Annotated in this window: 14 protein-coding genes; 2 read left to right on the top strand and 12 right to left on the bottom strand. The window is 68.3% G+C overall.

The window, feature by feature from the left end; all coding sequences use genetic code 11:
- Nucleotides 1-33 precede the first annotated feature (33 nt).
- Nucleotides 34-450, top strand: coding sequence for a PPOX class F420-dependent oxidoreductase (locus GOPIP_RS13165; RefSeq protein ID WP_006370174.1), 417 nt, complete (start codon nucleotides 34-36; stop codon nucleotides 448-450).
- Between the two features lie 18 nt (nucleotides 451-468).
- Here the strand turns inward: GOPIP_RS13165 and GOPIP_RS13160 are convergent, their stop codons facing one another.
- Nucleotides 469-1,587, bottom strand: a complete 1,119-nt coding sequence (locus tag GOPIP_RS13160; RefSeq protein ID WP_006370173.1) for a M24 family metallopeptidase — start codon at nucleotides 1,585-1,587, stop codon at nucleotides 469-471.
- A gap of 121 nt (nucleotides 1,588-1,708) precedes the next feature.
- On the opposite strand from GOPIP_RS13160, the gene GOPIP_RS13155 reads away from it, so the two are divergent.
- Nucleotides 1,709-2,677 carry a 5'-3' exonuclease gene (locus GOPIP_RS13155; protein ID WP_035727973.1) on the top strand — a complete coding sequence of 323 codons (969 nt, stop codon included), beginning with the start codon at nucleotides 1,709-1,711 and terminating at the stop codon, nucleotides 2,675-2,677.
- A gap of 39 nt (nucleotides 2,678-2,716) precedes the next feature.
- Here the strand turns inward: GOPIP_RS13155 and GOPIP_RS13150 are convergent, their stop codons facing one another.
- The 11 genes from GOPIP_RS13150 to dop all read right to left on the bottom strand — a co-directional run bounded on the left by GOPIP_RS13150 (nucleotide 2,717) and on the right by dop (nucleotide 15,398).
- Nucleotides 2,717-3,772 carry a DUF4333 domain-containing protein gene (locus GOPIP_RS13150; protein WP_006370171.1) on the bottom strand — a complete coding sequence of 352 codons (1,056 nt, stop codon included), beginning with the start codon at nucleotides 3,770-3,772 and terminating at the stop codon, nucleotides 2,717-2,719.
- Nucleotides 3,773-4,003: 231 nt separating this feature from the next.
- The gene (locus tag GOPIP_RS13145) at nucleotides 4,004-6,844 is read right to left on the bottom strand and encodes a DEAD/DEAH box helicase (RefSeq protein WP_050955264.1); all 2,841 of its coding nucleotides are present in this window, start codon (nucleotides 6,842-6,844) and stop codon (nucleotides 4,004-4,006) included.
- Between the two features lie 91 nt (nucleotides 6,845-6,935).
- The gene (gene tatC, locus GOPIP_RS13140; protein WP_006370169.1) at nucleotides 6,936-7,931 is read right to left on the bottom strand and encodes a twin-arginine translocase subunit TatC; all 996 of its coding nucleotides are present in this window, start codon (nucleotides 7,929-7,931) and stop codon (nucleotides 6,936-6,938) included.
- A gap of 11 nt (nucleotides 7,932-7,942) precedes the next feature.
- Nucleotides 7,943-8,215 (bottom strand): Sec-independent protein translocase subunit TatA, encoded by a 273-nt coding sequence (gene tatA, locus GOPIP_RS13135; protein ID WP_006370168.1) that lies wholly within the window; start codon nucleotides 8,213-8,215, stop codon nucleotides 7,943-7,945.
- 90 nt (nucleotides 8,216-8,305) lie between these two features.
- Nucleotides 8,306-9,313, bottom strand: coding sequence for a helix-turn-helix transcriptional regulator (locus tag GOPIP_RS13130; protein WP_006370167.1), 1,008 nt, complete (start codon nucleotides 9,311-9,313; stop codon nucleotides 8,306-8,308).
- The gene (locus GOPIP_RS13125) at nucleotides 9,313-10,311 is read right to left on the bottom strand and encodes a helix-turn-helix transcriptional regulator (RefSeq protein WP_006370166.1); all 999 of its coding nucleotides are present in this window, start codon (nucleotides 10,309-10,311) and stop codon (nucleotides 9,313-9,315) included. Before GOPIP_RS13125 ends, GOPIP_RS13130 begins: the two co-directional genes overlap by 1 nt.
- A gap of 16 nt (nucleotides 10,312-10,327) precedes the next feature.
- Nucleotides 10,328-11,686: a Pup--protein ligase gene (gene pafA, locus GOPIP_RS13120; RefSeq protein ID WP_014360026.1), complete on the bottom strand. Its 1,359-nt coding sequence runs from the start codon at nucleotides 11,684-11,686 to the stop codon at nucleotides 10,328-10,330.
- Nucleotides 11,687-11,770: 84 nt separating this feature from the next.
- Nucleotides 11,771-12,586: a proteasome subunit alpha gene (gene prcA, locus GOPIP_RS13115; RefSeq protein ID WP_006370161.1), complete on the bottom strand. Its 816-nt coding sequence runs from the start codon at nucleotides 12,584-12,586 to the stop codon at nucleotides 11,771-11,773.
- Nucleotides 12,583-13,452, bottom strand: a complete 870-nt coding sequence (gene prcB, locus GOPIP_RS13110; RefSeq protein WP_006370160.1) for a proteasome subunit beta — start codon at nucleotides 13,450-13,452, stop codon at nucleotides 12,583-12,585. Before prcB ends, prcA begins: the two co-directional genes overlap by 4 nt.
- On the bottom strand, nucleotides 13,449-13,640 hold the full coding sequence (locus tag GOPIP_RS13105; protein ID WP_006370159.1) for a ubiquitin-like protein Pup: 192 nt from the start codon (nucleotides 13,638-13,640) through the stop codon (nucleotides 13,449-13,451). The genes prcB and GOPIP_RS13105 overlap by 4 nt, the downstream gene beginning before the upstream one ends.
- 258 nt (nucleotides 13,641-13,898) lie before the next feature.
- The gene (gene dop, locus GOPIP_RS13100) at nucleotides 13,899-15,398 is read right to left on the bottom strand and encodes a depupylase/deamidase Dop (RefSeq protein WP_006370158.1); all 1,500 of its coding nucleotides are present in this window, start codon (nucleotides 15,396-15,398) and stop codon (nucleotides 13,899-13,901) included.
- Nucleotides 15,399-15,527 lie beyond the last annotated feature (129 nt).

The following is a 15,527-nucleotide window of genomic DNA, read 5'->3' as shown; positions in this document are numbered from 1 at the left end:
CGATCACCCACGCACGGTCGCTACCGTGAAACCATGCCACGCACGCGCGCCGATCTCGGCTCCGACGCCCTGTCCTTTCTCGCCGAGCGCCACCTCGCGACCATCGCGACCCTGCGCGCCGACGGCACACCGCACGTCGCGGCCGTGGGATTCACCTACGACGAGGCAGCGGGGCTGGCCCGGGTGATCACCAGCGACGGCAACCAGAAGGTACGCAACGTCGAACGCGGCGGATACGCGGCGCTCACCCACGTCGACGGGCCGCGCTGGCTGACCCTGGAAGGGCCGGCCAGCATCCGTCGCGAACCCGAGCAGGTCACCGATGCCGAACAGCGATACGCCCTGCGCTACCGCGAACCCCGGCCGAATCCGCGGCGGGTGGTCATCGAGGTCAGCGTCGAACGCGTGATGGGCTCGCGCACCCTGCTCGGCACCGAGCCGCAGCGGTGAAACGCCCGCCCCGGGAGCTCAGAGCACCACGAGGTCGTGCGGCCGGACGTTGAGTGCTTCGTGACCGTCGTCGGTGACCACGACGATGTCCTCGATCCGCGCACCCCATCGGCCGGCGAAATACACTCCCGGTTCGACACTGAAGGCCATACCCGGGCGCAATAGTAGATCGTTTCCGCCCACGATGTAGGGCTCCTCGTGGACCGACAGGCCGATGCCGTGCCCGGTGCGGTGGATGAAGTTCTCGGCCAGCCCACGCTCACGCAGCAGCTCGCGGGCGGCGGCGTCGATCGACTCGGCGGTGACGCCCGGACGCACCGAATCCACCGCACGCGCCTGGGCCTCCTGCAGGGCGGCGTAGGCGTCGGCGATCTCGACCGGCGGGGGTGTGAAGCAGTAGGTGCGGGTGGAATCGGAGTTGTACCCGGGCTCGACGGGGCCGCCGATGTCGATGACGACGACATCGTCGGGCTCGATCACCCGGTCGGAGTATTCGTGGTGCGGGTCGGCGCCATGTGGTCCGGAGCCGACGATGACGAACTCCGCCCCGGTGTGGCCCTCGTCGACGATCGCCGCGGCGATGTCGTCGGCGACGTCTTTCTCGGTGCGTCCCGGCCGCAGCCATTCACCCATGCGCGCATGCACCCGATCGATGGCCGCGCCGGCCCGGCGCAATGCTTCGATCTCCGCGTCGTCCTTGATCATTCGCAGTTCGCGCAACACGTCGGTGGCCAAGGCGGGGGTGGCGGCGACCCGCTGCGCGATCGGCACGAGGTGCAGGGCGGGCATCGCGTCGGACACGGCGAGCCGTGGGTGGTCGGGCAACCCGGCCAGGGCCAGCGCGTGGGCGTCCTGACCGTCGACCCAGTCGACGATCTCGATACCGAGATCGTCGGCGGCCGACTCACGCACCGAGGCCAGCTCCAGACGCGCGACGACCAGGCGTGCGGTGCCGTCGGCGCCGATCACCAGCGCCGTCAACCGCTCGAAGGTCTCAGCGCGCGAACCGATCAGGTACCGCAGGTCCGGGCCGGGCGAGACGATCAGGGCGTCGAGTCCGGCGCCGGCGGCCAGTTCGGCCGCGCGGGTCACCCTCGTGCGGTACACATCGGAGTCGAATCGCGAAGCGCTTCCCATGCGGGCAGCCTACGCGGACCGCGGCGCTGCGACGGATTCGACGCCACCGGCGTGGGAGTGCCGCGCGGATGACAGAGTTGTGGGCGTGACCGACACCGGACGATCCACCCACGGCACCCTGATGCTGCTCGACGGCGCCAGCTTGTGGTTCCGCTCCTTCTTCGCGCTGCCGGAGAAGATGACCGCGCCCGACGGCCGGCCCGTCAACGCCGTCCGCGGTTTTCTCGACACCATCGCCACCCTGGTGACGCGCGAAGAACCGACGCGACTGGTGGTCTGCCTCGATCTCGACTGGCGACCGTCGTTTCGGACCGACCTCATCCCCTCGTACAAGGCGCACCGAGTCGCCCAGCCGGGCGGCGACGCCCACGGTAGTGGCTCCACAACCGTTGATATCGAGGAGGTTCCGGACACCCTCACCCCGCAGGTCGACATGATCCTCGACGTACTCGCCGCGGCCGGAATCGCCACCTCCGGCGCAGCAGGCTGCGAGGCCGACGACGTGATCGGCACGCTGGCGTTCGCCGAGTCCACCGACGACGTGATCGTGGTGAGCGGCGACCGGGATCTGCTGCAGGTCGTCGCCGACGATCCGGTCCGGGTGCGTGTTCTCTATGTGGGACGCGGGCTGGCGAAGGCGGAGATGATGGGTCCGGTGGAGGTCGGCGAGAAATACGGCGTGCCCAGCGAGCGTGCCGGTGCGGCGTATGCGGAGATGTCGATCCTGCGAGGAGATCCGTCCGATGGTCTGCCCGGGGTGAGCGGGATCGGCGAGAAGACCGCGGCCAAGCTCATCAACGAGTACGGCGGACTCGACGAGCTCGAGACCGCGGCCGCCGATCCGTCGTCGGCATTGACGCCGCGAAACCGCAAGGCGCTCATCGCTTCCGCCGACTATCTGAGCGCTGCACGCACGGTGGTCTTCGTCCGCACCGACGCGGAGACCGTGGAGAGCACCGACGGCGACCGCCTACCCGCGGCACCGGCGGATCCGGAGTGTCTGGTCGAACTCGCGGCCGAACTGGGGATCGGGTCATCCGTCGGCCGCTTGTCCAAGGCTCTGGGGTGGGATCTCGACGTGCCGCGCTGATCGCGTCCGGCCGCATGTCGTGGTGTGGCCCCGGTCGGCTCAGCTGGTCGGTCGCGCCACCTGGTACTTGCCGTCGTCGTCGAGGAAGGTGACCTTGACGTTCTGTTTCTGGCCGCCGACGGTCACGGTGCATGTGAAGGAGTTGCCCTTCTTGACCTTCTGGCCGGAGGGGCAGCTCACATCGGAGACGTCGCTGGCCTGATACTGCTCGGTGAGTACCTGTTTGACACCGTTCTGCGCGGCGGTCTGATCCAGTTCCCGCGGCCACCACCACAGCCAGCCGGTGACCACGATTGCGATCGCCGCGACGATCAGGACTGCGCCGACCGCGATCAGCCCCTTCCAGAGCCCCTTCTTCTGCGCGGGTGCGGCCATGCCGGCGAACTGGTCGCCGGGTGCTCCATACGCCCCGTAGGGGCCCGGCTGTCCGGGCTGTCCCGGTTGCGGCTGGCCGAACTGACCGAAACCCGCGGTACCCGGCTGACTCTGTGCCCCGTAGGGCGTGGTCCCCGGCTGCTGGCCATACGGCGCACCCGCCTGCGGGGCCGCAGCGCCGTACGGCGCTTGGGCGGCAGCGCCGTATGGCGCTTGGGCGGCAGCGCCGTACGGCGCACTCGCCTGGCCGGGCTGCTGGCCGTACGGCTGGGGCTGACCGAACTGCTGGGGCTGACCATGGGGCTGGGCCTGGCCGAACTGTGCGGGCTGCCCCCCATACTGCTGCGGCTGGCTGGTGGGCGCCATCTGGGTCGGGTTGTACTGCTGTCCGCTCCCGTCGCCGAATCCCGTTGGCGCCGAGGGGGTTCCGTAACCAGGTGCAGGGTATCCCGGCTGTGCCGGCTGGCCGGGTTGTTGGGGAGGAGCGGGCTGCTGGGGTTGGGCGGGCTGGGCAGGGTATCCGGCGGGAGTGGCCGTGGTCGGCGGCGCCTGCGGCGGTTGCTGCACGTGACCCGGAATCTGCACGACCTCGGTCTTGCCGTCGGATGCGGGTCCGGTCGGGTTCGCGCCGGAGTCGGGTGTGGCAGGGTTGCCCGGACCCGCGTCACCCGCCGCCGGTGTGCCCGGAACCTTGTTGCTGGGGTCTTCCGGATTGGTCATCTGTGGTCTCCCGCCTTCGCTGCGCCGCTTGGCGTGCGCGTGTCGCCGATTCGCCCGACTCCATGGTCGGCGAACTCCCCCCGAGGTGCACCCGGCCTGTCCGCCGGCATCAGCGCGGGAGGTCGCCCACCGGCCCGATCAGCAAGAAACGTTACCCCAGCGACCGCCCTCGATCACTCAATGCGCCCGACGGCGACGAATGGTGTCGATCGGACGACCGAATATCGACGGTCAGCCCAGTTCGGCAGCGACCACGCCGCGGCGGATGGCCCCCACCGCGACGCGCGCGGGGCGCGCCAGCGGCGAGTCCTCACCCACGCACAGTCGGATCTGTTCGAGCAGGTCGACGACCTGTCGATTCCATCGGACGAAATCTCCGGGCGAGAGCAGATGTCCGCGTTCACCGGCCGCGGCGAGCGCCTCGGTCAGCGACCGGCCCGACACCCACAGCGAGACCGCAACGGAGAAGCCGGTGTCGGGTTCACGGGTCGGCGAGACGTGGTGGCGTGACTCGACGGCGGTCACCGATCGCCAGATCCCGACGGTGTCGGCGATCGCCGTGCGCAGTGCCGGATTGCCGCTCATCGCGTCGGCGCCGGAATAACTCTCGCGGCGCGACTCGAAGACCATCGCGGCGACGACGGCCGCCAGGTCCGGCGGTGAGAGCTTGTCCCAGATCCCCGCCCGGATGCACTCGGTGACCACCAGGTCGCTCTCGCTGTAGATCCGGCTGAGCACCTCGCCGGTCGGCGTGACACGCACGGTCTCGTCGACGTACTCCACATAGCCGAGTTCACTGAGCACCCCGACGATGTGGTCGAAGGTGACACCCAGCGTCGAGGTGCGCGCACCGATCCGCGCCTGCGCGTCGACGATGTCGCGCAACAGCCGATTGCGTCGTTCGGCCAGCCGGAACAGATCGTCGGAGGCCTCGATGCCGTGGGCGGGATGCGCCTTCAGCGCGTGCCGGAGCCGCTTCAATTCGGCGTCGTCGGCGGCCTCGGCACGCTTCTTGCTCCCGCGCCCCCGGGGCATCTCGATACCGGTGGAGCGCAGCGCCGTCGCGAGGTCGCGGCGACCTCGCCCGGTACGACGATCGGCGTTGCGCGGCAAGCGCATTCCGCCGAGGACCTCCGGCGGATTGACGAAATCGGCGACCCCGACGCGACCACACCAGGCGTCCTCGGTGAGCACCAGGGGTTTCGGGTCGACCGGCGCCCCGGCGGTCTCCAACACCACCGCGATCCCGCGATGGCGCCCCGTCGGCACACCGATGACCGCACCCCGTTTGAGCGAGGCGAGTTCGTCGGCGATCGCGTCCCGACCCTCGACGCGACGCCGGAACCGCAGATCCCGTTCGCGGCGACGGATGTCCTCACGCAGGGTGATGTATCCGAGGAAGCCTGCGTAGGGTTCCTCGGAGCCGTGCGCGACCTCTGCAGCGTCTGCGGGGCCGGCCGTGTCCGCGTCGACGCCGATCGGTCCCGGATCGATCCCCCGGCGCTGCGCAGCACCGGCGAGCTCGACGTCGAGGCGCCGCAACTGGCGGCTCATCTCGTCGACCTTGCGCGCCTGACCGACCACCGAACGGTCTGCCTGGAACTGTGCGAAGGAGCGGTTGAGCAGGTCGCGCGACCCGGCGAGGCCGAGTCGCCCGATCAGATTCACCGCCATGTTGTATTCCGGCGCAAAGGAACTCCGCAGCGGGAAGGTGCGCGCACCGGCCAGCCCGGCGACCTGCTCCGGGATCAGTTCCGGTGACCACACGATCACCGCGTGTCCCTCGACGTCGATCCCGCGTCGACCGGCGCGGCCGGTCAGCTGGGTGAATTCCCCGGGGCTGAGGTCCACGTGCGCCTCGCCGTTGAACTTGACGAGCCGCTCGAGTACCACCGACCGGGCGGGCATGTTGATGCCCAGCGCCAGGGTCTCGGTGGCGAACACCATACGCACCAGTCCGCGGACGAACAGCTCCTCGACCGTGTGCCGGAAGGTCGGCAACAGACCGGCGTGATGGGCGGCGAACCCACGTCGCAGACCCGCCCGCCACTCGTCGACACCGAGGACATCGGCATCGGCGGGTGAGAGTTCGGTCAGATGCCGATCCACCACGTCGTCCACCGCCGCGACCTGATCGGGGGTGAGCAGGTTCAGACCCGACCGCAGACACTGCGCCAGCGCGCCGTCACAACCCGCGCGGGAGAAGATGAACCCGATCGCGGGCAGCAGACCTTCCTTCTCCAAACGTGCGACGACCTGCGGCCGGGGCGGACCCGGCTTGCGTCGGGGACGGCCCCGCCCGCGGCGCCCGCGCTGGTCATCGTCGTCGTCGAGGAGCATCCGGTGGCGGATGAAACGCTTCAACTCGGGATTGACCTTCGGCCGATGATCACCTGCCGCACCGCGGGAGTCGAACAGATCGAACAGGCGGCTGCCGACCAGCATGTGTTGGGTCAGCGGCACCGGCCGGTGATCGTCGACGATGACCGTGGTGTCGCCTCGGACCGTTTGGATCCACTCGCCGAACTCCTCGGCGTTGCTCACCGTCGCCGACAGGCTGACCACCCGTACCGAGGGCTCGAGATGCAGGATGACCTCTTCCCACACCGCGCCGCGGAACCGGTCGGCGAGGAAGTGCACCTCGTCCATCACCACATGCGACAGGCCGTTCAGCGCCGGCGAATTCGCGTAGATCATGTTGCGCACAACCTCGGTGGTCATCACCACCACCGGCGCGTCGGAGTTGATCGAGGTGTCGCCGGTGAGCAGCCCGACCGACGCGGCACCGTGCACCGCGACCAGGTCGGCGTACTTCTGGTTGCTCAATGCCTTGATCGGCGTGGTGTAGAAACACTTGCTGCCCGACGCGAGCGCCAGGTGCACGGCGAACTCACCGACGATGGTCTTGCCCGCACCGGTGGGGGCACAGACGAGGACGCCGTGGCCGCTCTCCAGAGCGTGGCAGGCGCGGATCTGGAAATCGTCGAGACGGAAGTCCAGGCGGGCGACGAAGGTGTCGAACGCCGAACCCGCGGTGGCGGAGGGGGCGTCGAGCCGGTCCGAGGAAGTCATCGACACCAGCATGTCACCTTCGAGGCCATCGGTGCTCTCTGTGCAGCTCCGTCGTGGCCCGGTGAGACGTGGCCGGTGAGAGGTCGGTGGGTCAGAGGATGTCGTCGAAGGTGGATGCGTCGCGCACCCGGGCACGCGGCGTGCCCTGCTCGGTGGGGCGGCTCCCGGTGCTCACGCCGACGGCCGGCTCCAGCCGCGAGGCCACCGGCGGCGCGGACGGCGCGGGGATCGTGCTGGCCTGGTCGTCGGACAAGGCGTCCCACTCCTGGGTGCGGCGGGTCTTGCGGCGATCGTTGACGCGGGCGATCTGGATGGCTACCTCGAGCAGCACCGTCAACGCCAGGGACAACGACAGCATCGTGAACGGGTCCTGGCCGGGGGTGACGATCGCCGCGAAGACGAACATGGTGAAGATGAGCCCGCGCCGCCACGCCTTGAGCTTCTGATAGCTGACGACCCCGACGAGGTTGAGCGCGACGATGAGCAGCGGGAGTTCGAAGCTCACGCCGAAGATGATCAGCAGGTGGATCATGAAGCCGAAGTACTGGTCACCGGCCAGAGCGGTCACCTGCACGTCGTTACCGACGGTCAACAGGAAGTGAAAAGCCTTGGCCACCACCAGGTACGCCATCACGGCGCCACCGACGAACAACACCGCCGCCGCGGAGACGAAACTCATCGCGTACTTGCGTTCGTTGGCGTGCAGGCCGGGGGTCACGAACTGCCAGATCTGATACAGCCAGACGGGGCAGGCCAGCACCATGCCGGCGGTCAGCGCGACCTTCAGACGCAACATGAACTGGTCGAAGGGGCCGGTCGCGAGGAGCCGACAGCTACCGTCGGCGGTCAGCGTCGCCCGGGTCGACGGCGGCAGCGAACAGTAGGGTTCGCGCAGCAGATCGCCGAGGGATGAGATGCCGGGAATGCCGTGCGAGTACCAGATGAAGCCGACAATCGTGGTGACGACGATGGCCGCCATCGCCACGAGGAGTCGGTACCGAAGCTCCTGCAGATGCTCGACCAACGGCATGGTGCCGTCGGGGTTGAGCTTGCGTTGTCGCTTACGCGGGTCGAGTGGGATCCGCACGCCGTACGCGCCTAGGCGGACTTCTTCGTGTTGTCGGCCGGCGCGTTCGGAGCGGCCGCGTTGTGCGTCGGCGTCTCCGAGGAGGTCGGCAGTTCACGCGGCGGGGCGGGTTCGGCTGCGGTCGGTCGGGTCTCCCCGTCCTTCTGCATCTCCTGCACTTCGCTCTTGAAGATCCGCATTGACTGGCCGAGTCCGCGTGCGGCGTCGGGCAGCTTCTTCGATCCGAACAACAGCACCAGAACCACCAGCACGATGACCCAGTGCCACCATGACATTGCACCCATTGAACTACCTTTCCCCGTCATTTCTCGGCCCGAGCGCCATCGTACCCCGCACCCCGGGCCGCCCGTCACCGCAAGTGCGACGACTCGTGATCACGCCCCCGCCGGGCCGGTCGTATAGCGAGCCCGGGCGCGCGCGGCCTCGACGCCGATCGCCGTCGCCATGTCGGCGTCGTCGACGACGCGCACACGCCCACCGAATCCGAGGAGGAAGCGGGTCAACCAGTCCGCCGAGCCGTAGACCAGGCGAGCCCGGACCGGCGCGGACGGATCGGGCCGATTCTCGATCGGTTCGAGTGGTTCGACGGTGTAGTAGTCGAGAATCCACAACTCCGAGGAGTCGATCTCGATGTCCACCGACGGAAGGTCCGGGTTCTCGGTGAGAATCGGCGACTGCACGGTGTGGCGTGCCTGATCGGGCGGTGCGGCCGGTTCGTCGAGCATCACCGCCTCGTCGATCCGGTCGAAGCGGAACAGCCGGACGCCCTCGCTCTCGCGGCACCACGCCTGCAGATAGGTGTGACCGTCGACGGCCTGCAGCGAGATCGGGTCGATGATCCGCCGGGTCACCACGTCGCGGCTCGCCGAGTAGTAGTTCAACGCCAGGGCACGGCTCGACCGCACCGCCTCCCGCACGATGCGATAACGGGGTGACTCGGTGAGATCGTCGCCGGAGGCCGAGGTGAGAGGTACGAGTCCGGAACCCCCGGCGGCACCGGGTGCCGGGGCACCGACCGCCTGCTCGATCTTGGCGATGGCCCGCCCGGCCGCTTCGCGGTCGAGAACACCCGGGGTGTCGACGAGCGCACGCAATGCCACCAGCAGGATGCTGGCCTCGGTCGGGGTGAGCCGCAGCGGCCGGTCCATCCCCGCGGTGAATCCGACGTGTACGTGGCCCTCGCTGAACTCGACCTCGATGAGATCGTCCGGGTAGTAGCCCGGCAGGCCGCACACGAACAGTTGCTCGAGGTCCTTGGTCAGCTGGCGCTCGGTCACCCCGAGATCGGCCGCCGCCTGATCGATCGAGATGCCGTCGTGGGCAAGGAAATACGGGACGAGCGCAAGCAGGCGGCTCAACCGGGACGGTGCAGCCTGGGCCATCAGGCACTCACCTGCGTCAGGGTGTCCAGAGCATCGATGACGATCTGCCTCAGTTCCGGTGGCGAGAGCACCACCGCGTCGGCGCCCGCGCCGAGCACCATCCGCGCGAGACCGGTCAGCGAGCCGATCTCGATGTCGAGGATGTCGCCGGGTTCGCCGTCGTGGTCCTGCGCGGTCTGGCCGGTCGCATGTCGCCGTAGGCCCGCGGCGCGCCCATGCGCCACCCATACCCGCGCCGTACGGCCGTCGGCTCCGGCTGCGGATTCGACCGCCGAGGCCACGATCGCCTGCAGATCGGTGCCGTCGGGGACGGTCACCGAGCCCGGCTCGCCGACAGCCGTCACGTCGGTGAGTCGGCTCAGCCGGAAGGTGCGGGTGTCGGCGCGGTCCCGATCGTGGCCGACGACATACCAGCGGCCCCGATGGGTGACCACACCCCACGGTTCGAGGGTCCGCGGCATCCCCACCGATCCCGATCCGGCCCGGTAGGTGAAAGTCACCGCGCGTTGCGCCTCGATCGCCGGCAACAACGCACCGAGGGTCGCCTCACTGCCCATCGACCTCGCCGAATCACCCGCGGAGACGCCGATCTCGTCGTCGGCGCGGACGTCGAACCCTGCGGCCCGCAACTTGAGGACCGCGGTCTGCGAGATGGCCGAGATCTCCGGGGTGTCCCACAGCGTGGCCGCCATCGCGATCGCCGCGGCCTCGTCCCGGTCGAAGGAGATGTCGGGCAACTCGTAACTGTCACGATTGATGCGATACCCGTCGAGCCCCTGCCCCATCGCCGAGGGCCCGGTCACCAGCGGAATGCCCAACTCCCGCAACTCGGTCTTGTCGCGTTCGAACATCCGGTTGAATGCCTCGGCCGACTGTCCGTCGTCGTGGTAGCCGACCACATTGCGTCGGATGTACTCGGCGGTGACGAACTGCTTGGTCGCCAGCAGGCAGATCACCAGATTGAGGAGCCGCTCGACCTTCGAGACCTTGGTTGCCACCCGTCGAGCCTACGACTCACATGGACGCGATCAGGCGATCGACGCGCTCGTCGACCGACCGGAACGGGTCCTTGCACAGCACCGTTCGTTGCGCCTGATCGTTCAGTTTGAGGTGGACCCAGTCGACGGTGAAATCGCGACCCGCCTTCTGCGCCGCGGAGATGAAGTCGCCACGCAGTTTGGCCCGGGTGGTCTGCGGCGGTTCGTTCACCGCGGTCTTGATCGCCTCGTCGGTGGTGATCCGGCGGACCAGACCCTTGCGGGACAGGACGTCGAAGACACCGCGACCGCGTTTGATGTCGTGGAAGGCCAGGTCGAGTTGCGCGATCTTCGGGTCGGACAGATCCATCGAGTACCGGTCCTGGTAGCGCTCGAACAGCTTGCGCTTGATCACCCAGTCGATCTCGGTGTCCACCCCGGAGAAGTCGCCGCTCTCCACCGCGTCGAGCATCCGGCCCCACAGATCGACGACCATGTCCATCTCCGGATCCGGGCGCCGGTTCACCAGGTGTTCGACGGCGCGCGCGTGATACTCGCGCTGGATGTCCAGGGCGCTGGCCTGCCGACCACCGGCGAGCCGGACCGGGCGACGCCCCGTGGGGTCATGGCTGACCTCGCGGATGGCACGAATCGGGTTGTCCAGCGCGAAATCCCGGAACACCACGCCGGCCTCGATCATCTCCAGCACCAATGCCGCCGAGCCGACCTTGAGCAGCGTCGTCATCTCCGCCATGTTGGAATCGCCGACGATGACGTGCAGCCGCCGGTACTTCTCGGCGTCGGCGTGCGGCTCGTCGCGGGTGTTGATGATCGGGCGGGAGCGCGTGGTCGCCGACGACACACCCTCCCAGATGTGCTCGGCGCGCTGCGACAGACAGAAGGTCGCCGCCTTCGGGGTGGCCAGCACCTTCCCCGCGCCGCAGATCAGCTGCCGGGTCACCAGGAACGGCAACAGCACATCGGAGATGCGGGAGAACTCGCCCGCCCGCACCACCAGATAGTTCTCGTGGCATCCGTAGGAGTTGCCGGCCGAATCGGTGTTGTTCTTGAACAGGTAGATGTCACCACCGATGCCCTCGTCGGCCAGGCGCTGCTCGGCGTCGATCAGCAGATCCTCGAGGACGAGTTCACCCGCCCGGTCGTGGTTGATCAGCTGGACCAGACCGTCGCATTCGGCGGTCGCGTACTCCGGATGCGACCCGACGTCGAGGTAGAGCCGCGCGCCGTTCTGCAGGAACACATTCGACGACCGGCCCCACGAGACAACCCGCCGGAACAGATAGCGGGCCACCTCGTCCGGACTGAGCCGACGATGACCGTGGAAGGTGCACGTGACACCGAATTCCGTCTCGATGCCCATGATTCGACGCTGCACGTGATCAACCCTACCCGCGCGCCGCCCCGGCGACCTGCCGGACGCGCGACGCGAAATCCCCATCCGCAGCCGGGAAGAAAGTGCTCACTGCGGCGCGGGATCGGTGGAACCCGCGGTGGACTCACCCGGCTCATCCGAGGTGCCGACGCCATCGGTGCCGACGCCATCGGTGCCGGCTCCGTCGACACTCGCGAGCAACTCCGCGACGCGTGCGGCGGTGAGCCGCTTGAACGCCCGCCGGGGCCGATTGCGGTCGAGGATCGCGACCTCGAGATCACCCGGCGTGAGTTCCCGGGGCGTGGCCGCGGCACCGTTACCCGTGTCGGTGGGGGTCGCCAGCGCGGCGACAGCCACCGACAGTGCATGCGCGAGATCGAGGTCCGCCGCATAGCTGTCCTTGAGGGCGGCCGCGATGGATTCGGTGGCACCGCCCATCACCAGGAACCGCGTCTCGTCGGAGATCGAGCCGTCGTAGCCGATCCGGTACAGCTGCGAGGGCTTCGGCTTACCGGGTCGGGCCACCTCGGCGACGCAGAGTTCGACCTCGTAGGGCTTGGCCTGTTCGGTGAACACCGATCCGAGTGCGTTGGCATAGGTGTTGGCCAGGCTCAGCGCCGACACATCGTTGCGGTCATAGCTGTAACCACGCATGTCCGCGAGCTGGATCCCGGCCTTGCGCAGACTCTCGAACTCGTTGTACTTACCGACGGCGGCAAATCCGATGCGATCGTAGATCTCACTGGTCTTGCGCAGCGTGTTCGACGGGTTCTCCGCGACGAACAGCACACCGTCGGCGTAGGTCAGGATGACCACACTGCGGCCGCGGGCAATACCCTTGCGCGCCAACTCCGAGCGGTCGCGCATGATCTGCTCGGCACTTGCGTAATACGGAAAGGTCACCGCGGATCTCCTTCGTGCTCGGCGGCGCGGCGGTCGATGATCGCACGCGCGGCCGCCTCGATGGCCTCCGAGTCGACCTCGTGGGCACCCTGCGCACCCACCACGACCGCCAGCGGGAAGATCTTGCGAACCAGATCGGGACCACCGGTGGCGGTGTCGTCGTCGGCAGCGTCGTAGAGGGCCTCCACGGCCACCGCCAGCGCGCCGTCGGCGTCGAGATCACGGCGGTAGAGCTTCTTCAGCGACGATTTGGCGAACACCGATCCGGAACCGATGGCGGTATATCCGCCGAACTCCTCGTGACGGTCGCCCGCGACGTCGAAGGAGAAGATCCGACCGCGCTCGGTCGGGTCGTCGTGATCGATGTCGTAACCGACCAGCAGCGGGATCGCGGCCAGACCCTGAAGCGCCGCACCGAGATTGCCGCGCACCATCGAGGCCAGCCGGCTCACCTTGCCGTCCAGCGTCAGCGGCACACCCTCGATCTTCTCGTAGTGCTCGAGCTCCACGGTGAACAACCGGATCATCTCGATCGCGATACCCGCGGTACCGGCGATACCGGCCGCCGAATACTCGTCGGTGATGTAGACCTTCTGCACATCCCGCGTGGCGATGAGATTGCCCATGGTCGCTCGCCGGTCGCCGGCGAGCACCACCCCGCCCGGATAGCTGACCGCCACGATGGTGGTGCCGTGCGGGATCTCGGAGGTGTCGGTCGCGGCGCTCATGTGCTGTGCTCGCGCCCCCGGCAACTGCTCCGGAGCGTGCACCCGGAGGTAGTCACTGAACGAAGAGATGTCCGCGCCAAGGGAAAGAGCCGGTCGCCGTACGGGATTGGGGAACAGTGAATCGAACCCGTCGCTCACTGGCCGCCCTTCTGGACATAGGCACGCACGAAGTCCTCGGCGTTCTCCTCGAGCACGTCGTCGATCTCGTCGAGCAGATCATCGGTGTCCTCGGTCAGCTTCTCGCGACGTTCCTGACCCGCACCGCCGTCCGAGCCGAGATCGTCGTCGTCCCCGCCGCCGCCGCGCTTGGTCTGTTCCTGCGCCATCTGCACTCCTTAGTGTTGGCGAAGCCTCCGGCTTCGCGTGTGTTCACGCCCGAGAGCACCACTCTTCGTCGTCGGAGACGTCGCTCGCTGCGCTCACTGGTCTCCTCCTCCTGCATCGCGGTGCGACGCGAACACGCCGTGCCACCATCACCCGAGCCGTATACGGGTTGTCGTCGTACCCGCTCGCTGGTGTATGACCACACTACCGGCGCAGACCCGTTCTGGGCGGTCGGAACACGACGACGTCCGCGACGTCGATCAGGTCGTGAGCTGCTCGACGAGGTCGGCCGCGGAGTCGACGGAGTCGAGGAGCTTGCCCACGTGGGCTCGGCTGCCGCGCAACGGCTCCAGCGTCGGGATACGCACCAACGAGTCGCCGCCGAGATCGAAGATCACCGAATCCCAGCTCGCCGCGGCGACGTCGGCGCCGAAGCGTCGCAGGCACTCCCCACGGAAGTAGGCGCGGGTGTTGGTCGGCGGTTCGGTGATCGCCCGCGTCACCTGAGCCTCGTCGACCAGACGTTTCATCGATCCGCGCGCGACGAGCCGGTTGTAAAGACCCTTCTCCAGGCGCACGTCGGAGTACTGCAGATCGATCAACTGCAGGCGAGGCGCCGACCAGCCGAGGCCCTCGCGCTGCCGGAAGCCCTCCAGGATCCGCAGCTTCGCCGGCCAGTCGAGGATGTCGGCGCACTCGAGCGGATCCCGTTCGAGACGGTCGAGGACATCGGCCCACGTGGCCAGGACGTGCATGGCCCGCTCGTCGTCGGAGTGTTCCCGCTCGTGGAACCCGACGCACCGGTCGAGATACTCACGCTGCAGCGCCAGGCCGGTGAGTTCGCGCCCGTCGGTCAACGCGACGGTCGCGGCCAGGCTCGGATCGTGACTGATCGTGTGCACCGCCTGCACGGGGCGCGCGAGTTCGAGGTCGGAGAAATCGACTCCGGCCTCGATGAGATCGAGCACCAGCGAGGTGGTGCCGACCTTGAGGTAGGTGGCGGTCTCGGCGAGATTCGCGTCGCCGATGATGACGTGCAGACGCCGATAGCGTTCCGGGTCGGCGTGCGGCTCGTCACGGGTGTTGATGATCCCGCGTTTGAGGGTGGTCTCCAGCCCCACCTCGACCTCGATGTAGTCGGAGCGCTGCGAGAGCTGGTATCCCGCCTCGTCGCCGGACTGTCCGATGCCGACGCGGCCGGAGCCGGTGATCACCTGACGCGAGGCGAAGAACGTCGTGAGACCGCCGATGACCGCGGTGAACGGGGTCTCCCGGTTCATCAGATAGTTCTCGTGGGTGCCGTACGAGGCACCCTTGCCGTCGATGTTGTTCTTGTAGAGCTGCAGACGCGGGGCGCCGGGCACACTCGCGACGTGGCGTGCGGCGGCCTCCATGACCCGCTCCCCCGCCTTGTCCCAGATCACCGCATCCATCGGGTCGGTGACCTCGGGCGCGGAGTACTCGGGATGGGCGTGATCGACGTAGAGGCGCGCGCCGTTGGTGAGGATCATGTTCGCCGCCCCGATCTCGTCGGCGTCGATGATCGGTGCCGGACCCGAGCCGCGGCCGAGGTCGAATCCGCGCGCGTCACGCAGCGGCGACTCCACCTCGTAATCCCAGCGCGTGCGCTTGGCGCGGGGCACCCCCGCGGCCGCGGCGTAGGCCAGCACCGCCTGGGTGGAGGTCATGATCGGATTCGCGGTCGGGTCCCCCGGAGCCGAGATACCGTACTCGACCTCGGTGCCGATGATTCGCTGCATGCATCCGAGCGTAGAGGTCGGAGGCCGACGCCACCGATCCCACCCACCTGGGCATCGTTGGTCGGCACGCATGCACCGTGTGTCGGGATCGGGACGAGCTGATGAACGCCCGCCCCGCTTGCGGTGCGT

It is taken from the genome of Gordonia polyisoprenivorans NBRC 16320 = JCM 10675 (genome assembly GCF_000241325.1).
In the GTDB taxonomy this organism is placed as follows: domain Bacteria; phylum Actinomycetota; class Actinomycetes; order Mycobacteriales; family Mycobacteriaceae; genus Gordonia; species Gordonia polyisoprenivorans.
Note: the sequence above shows the minus strand (reverse complement) of the source record. Positions and strands in the feature narration are given on the sequence as shown.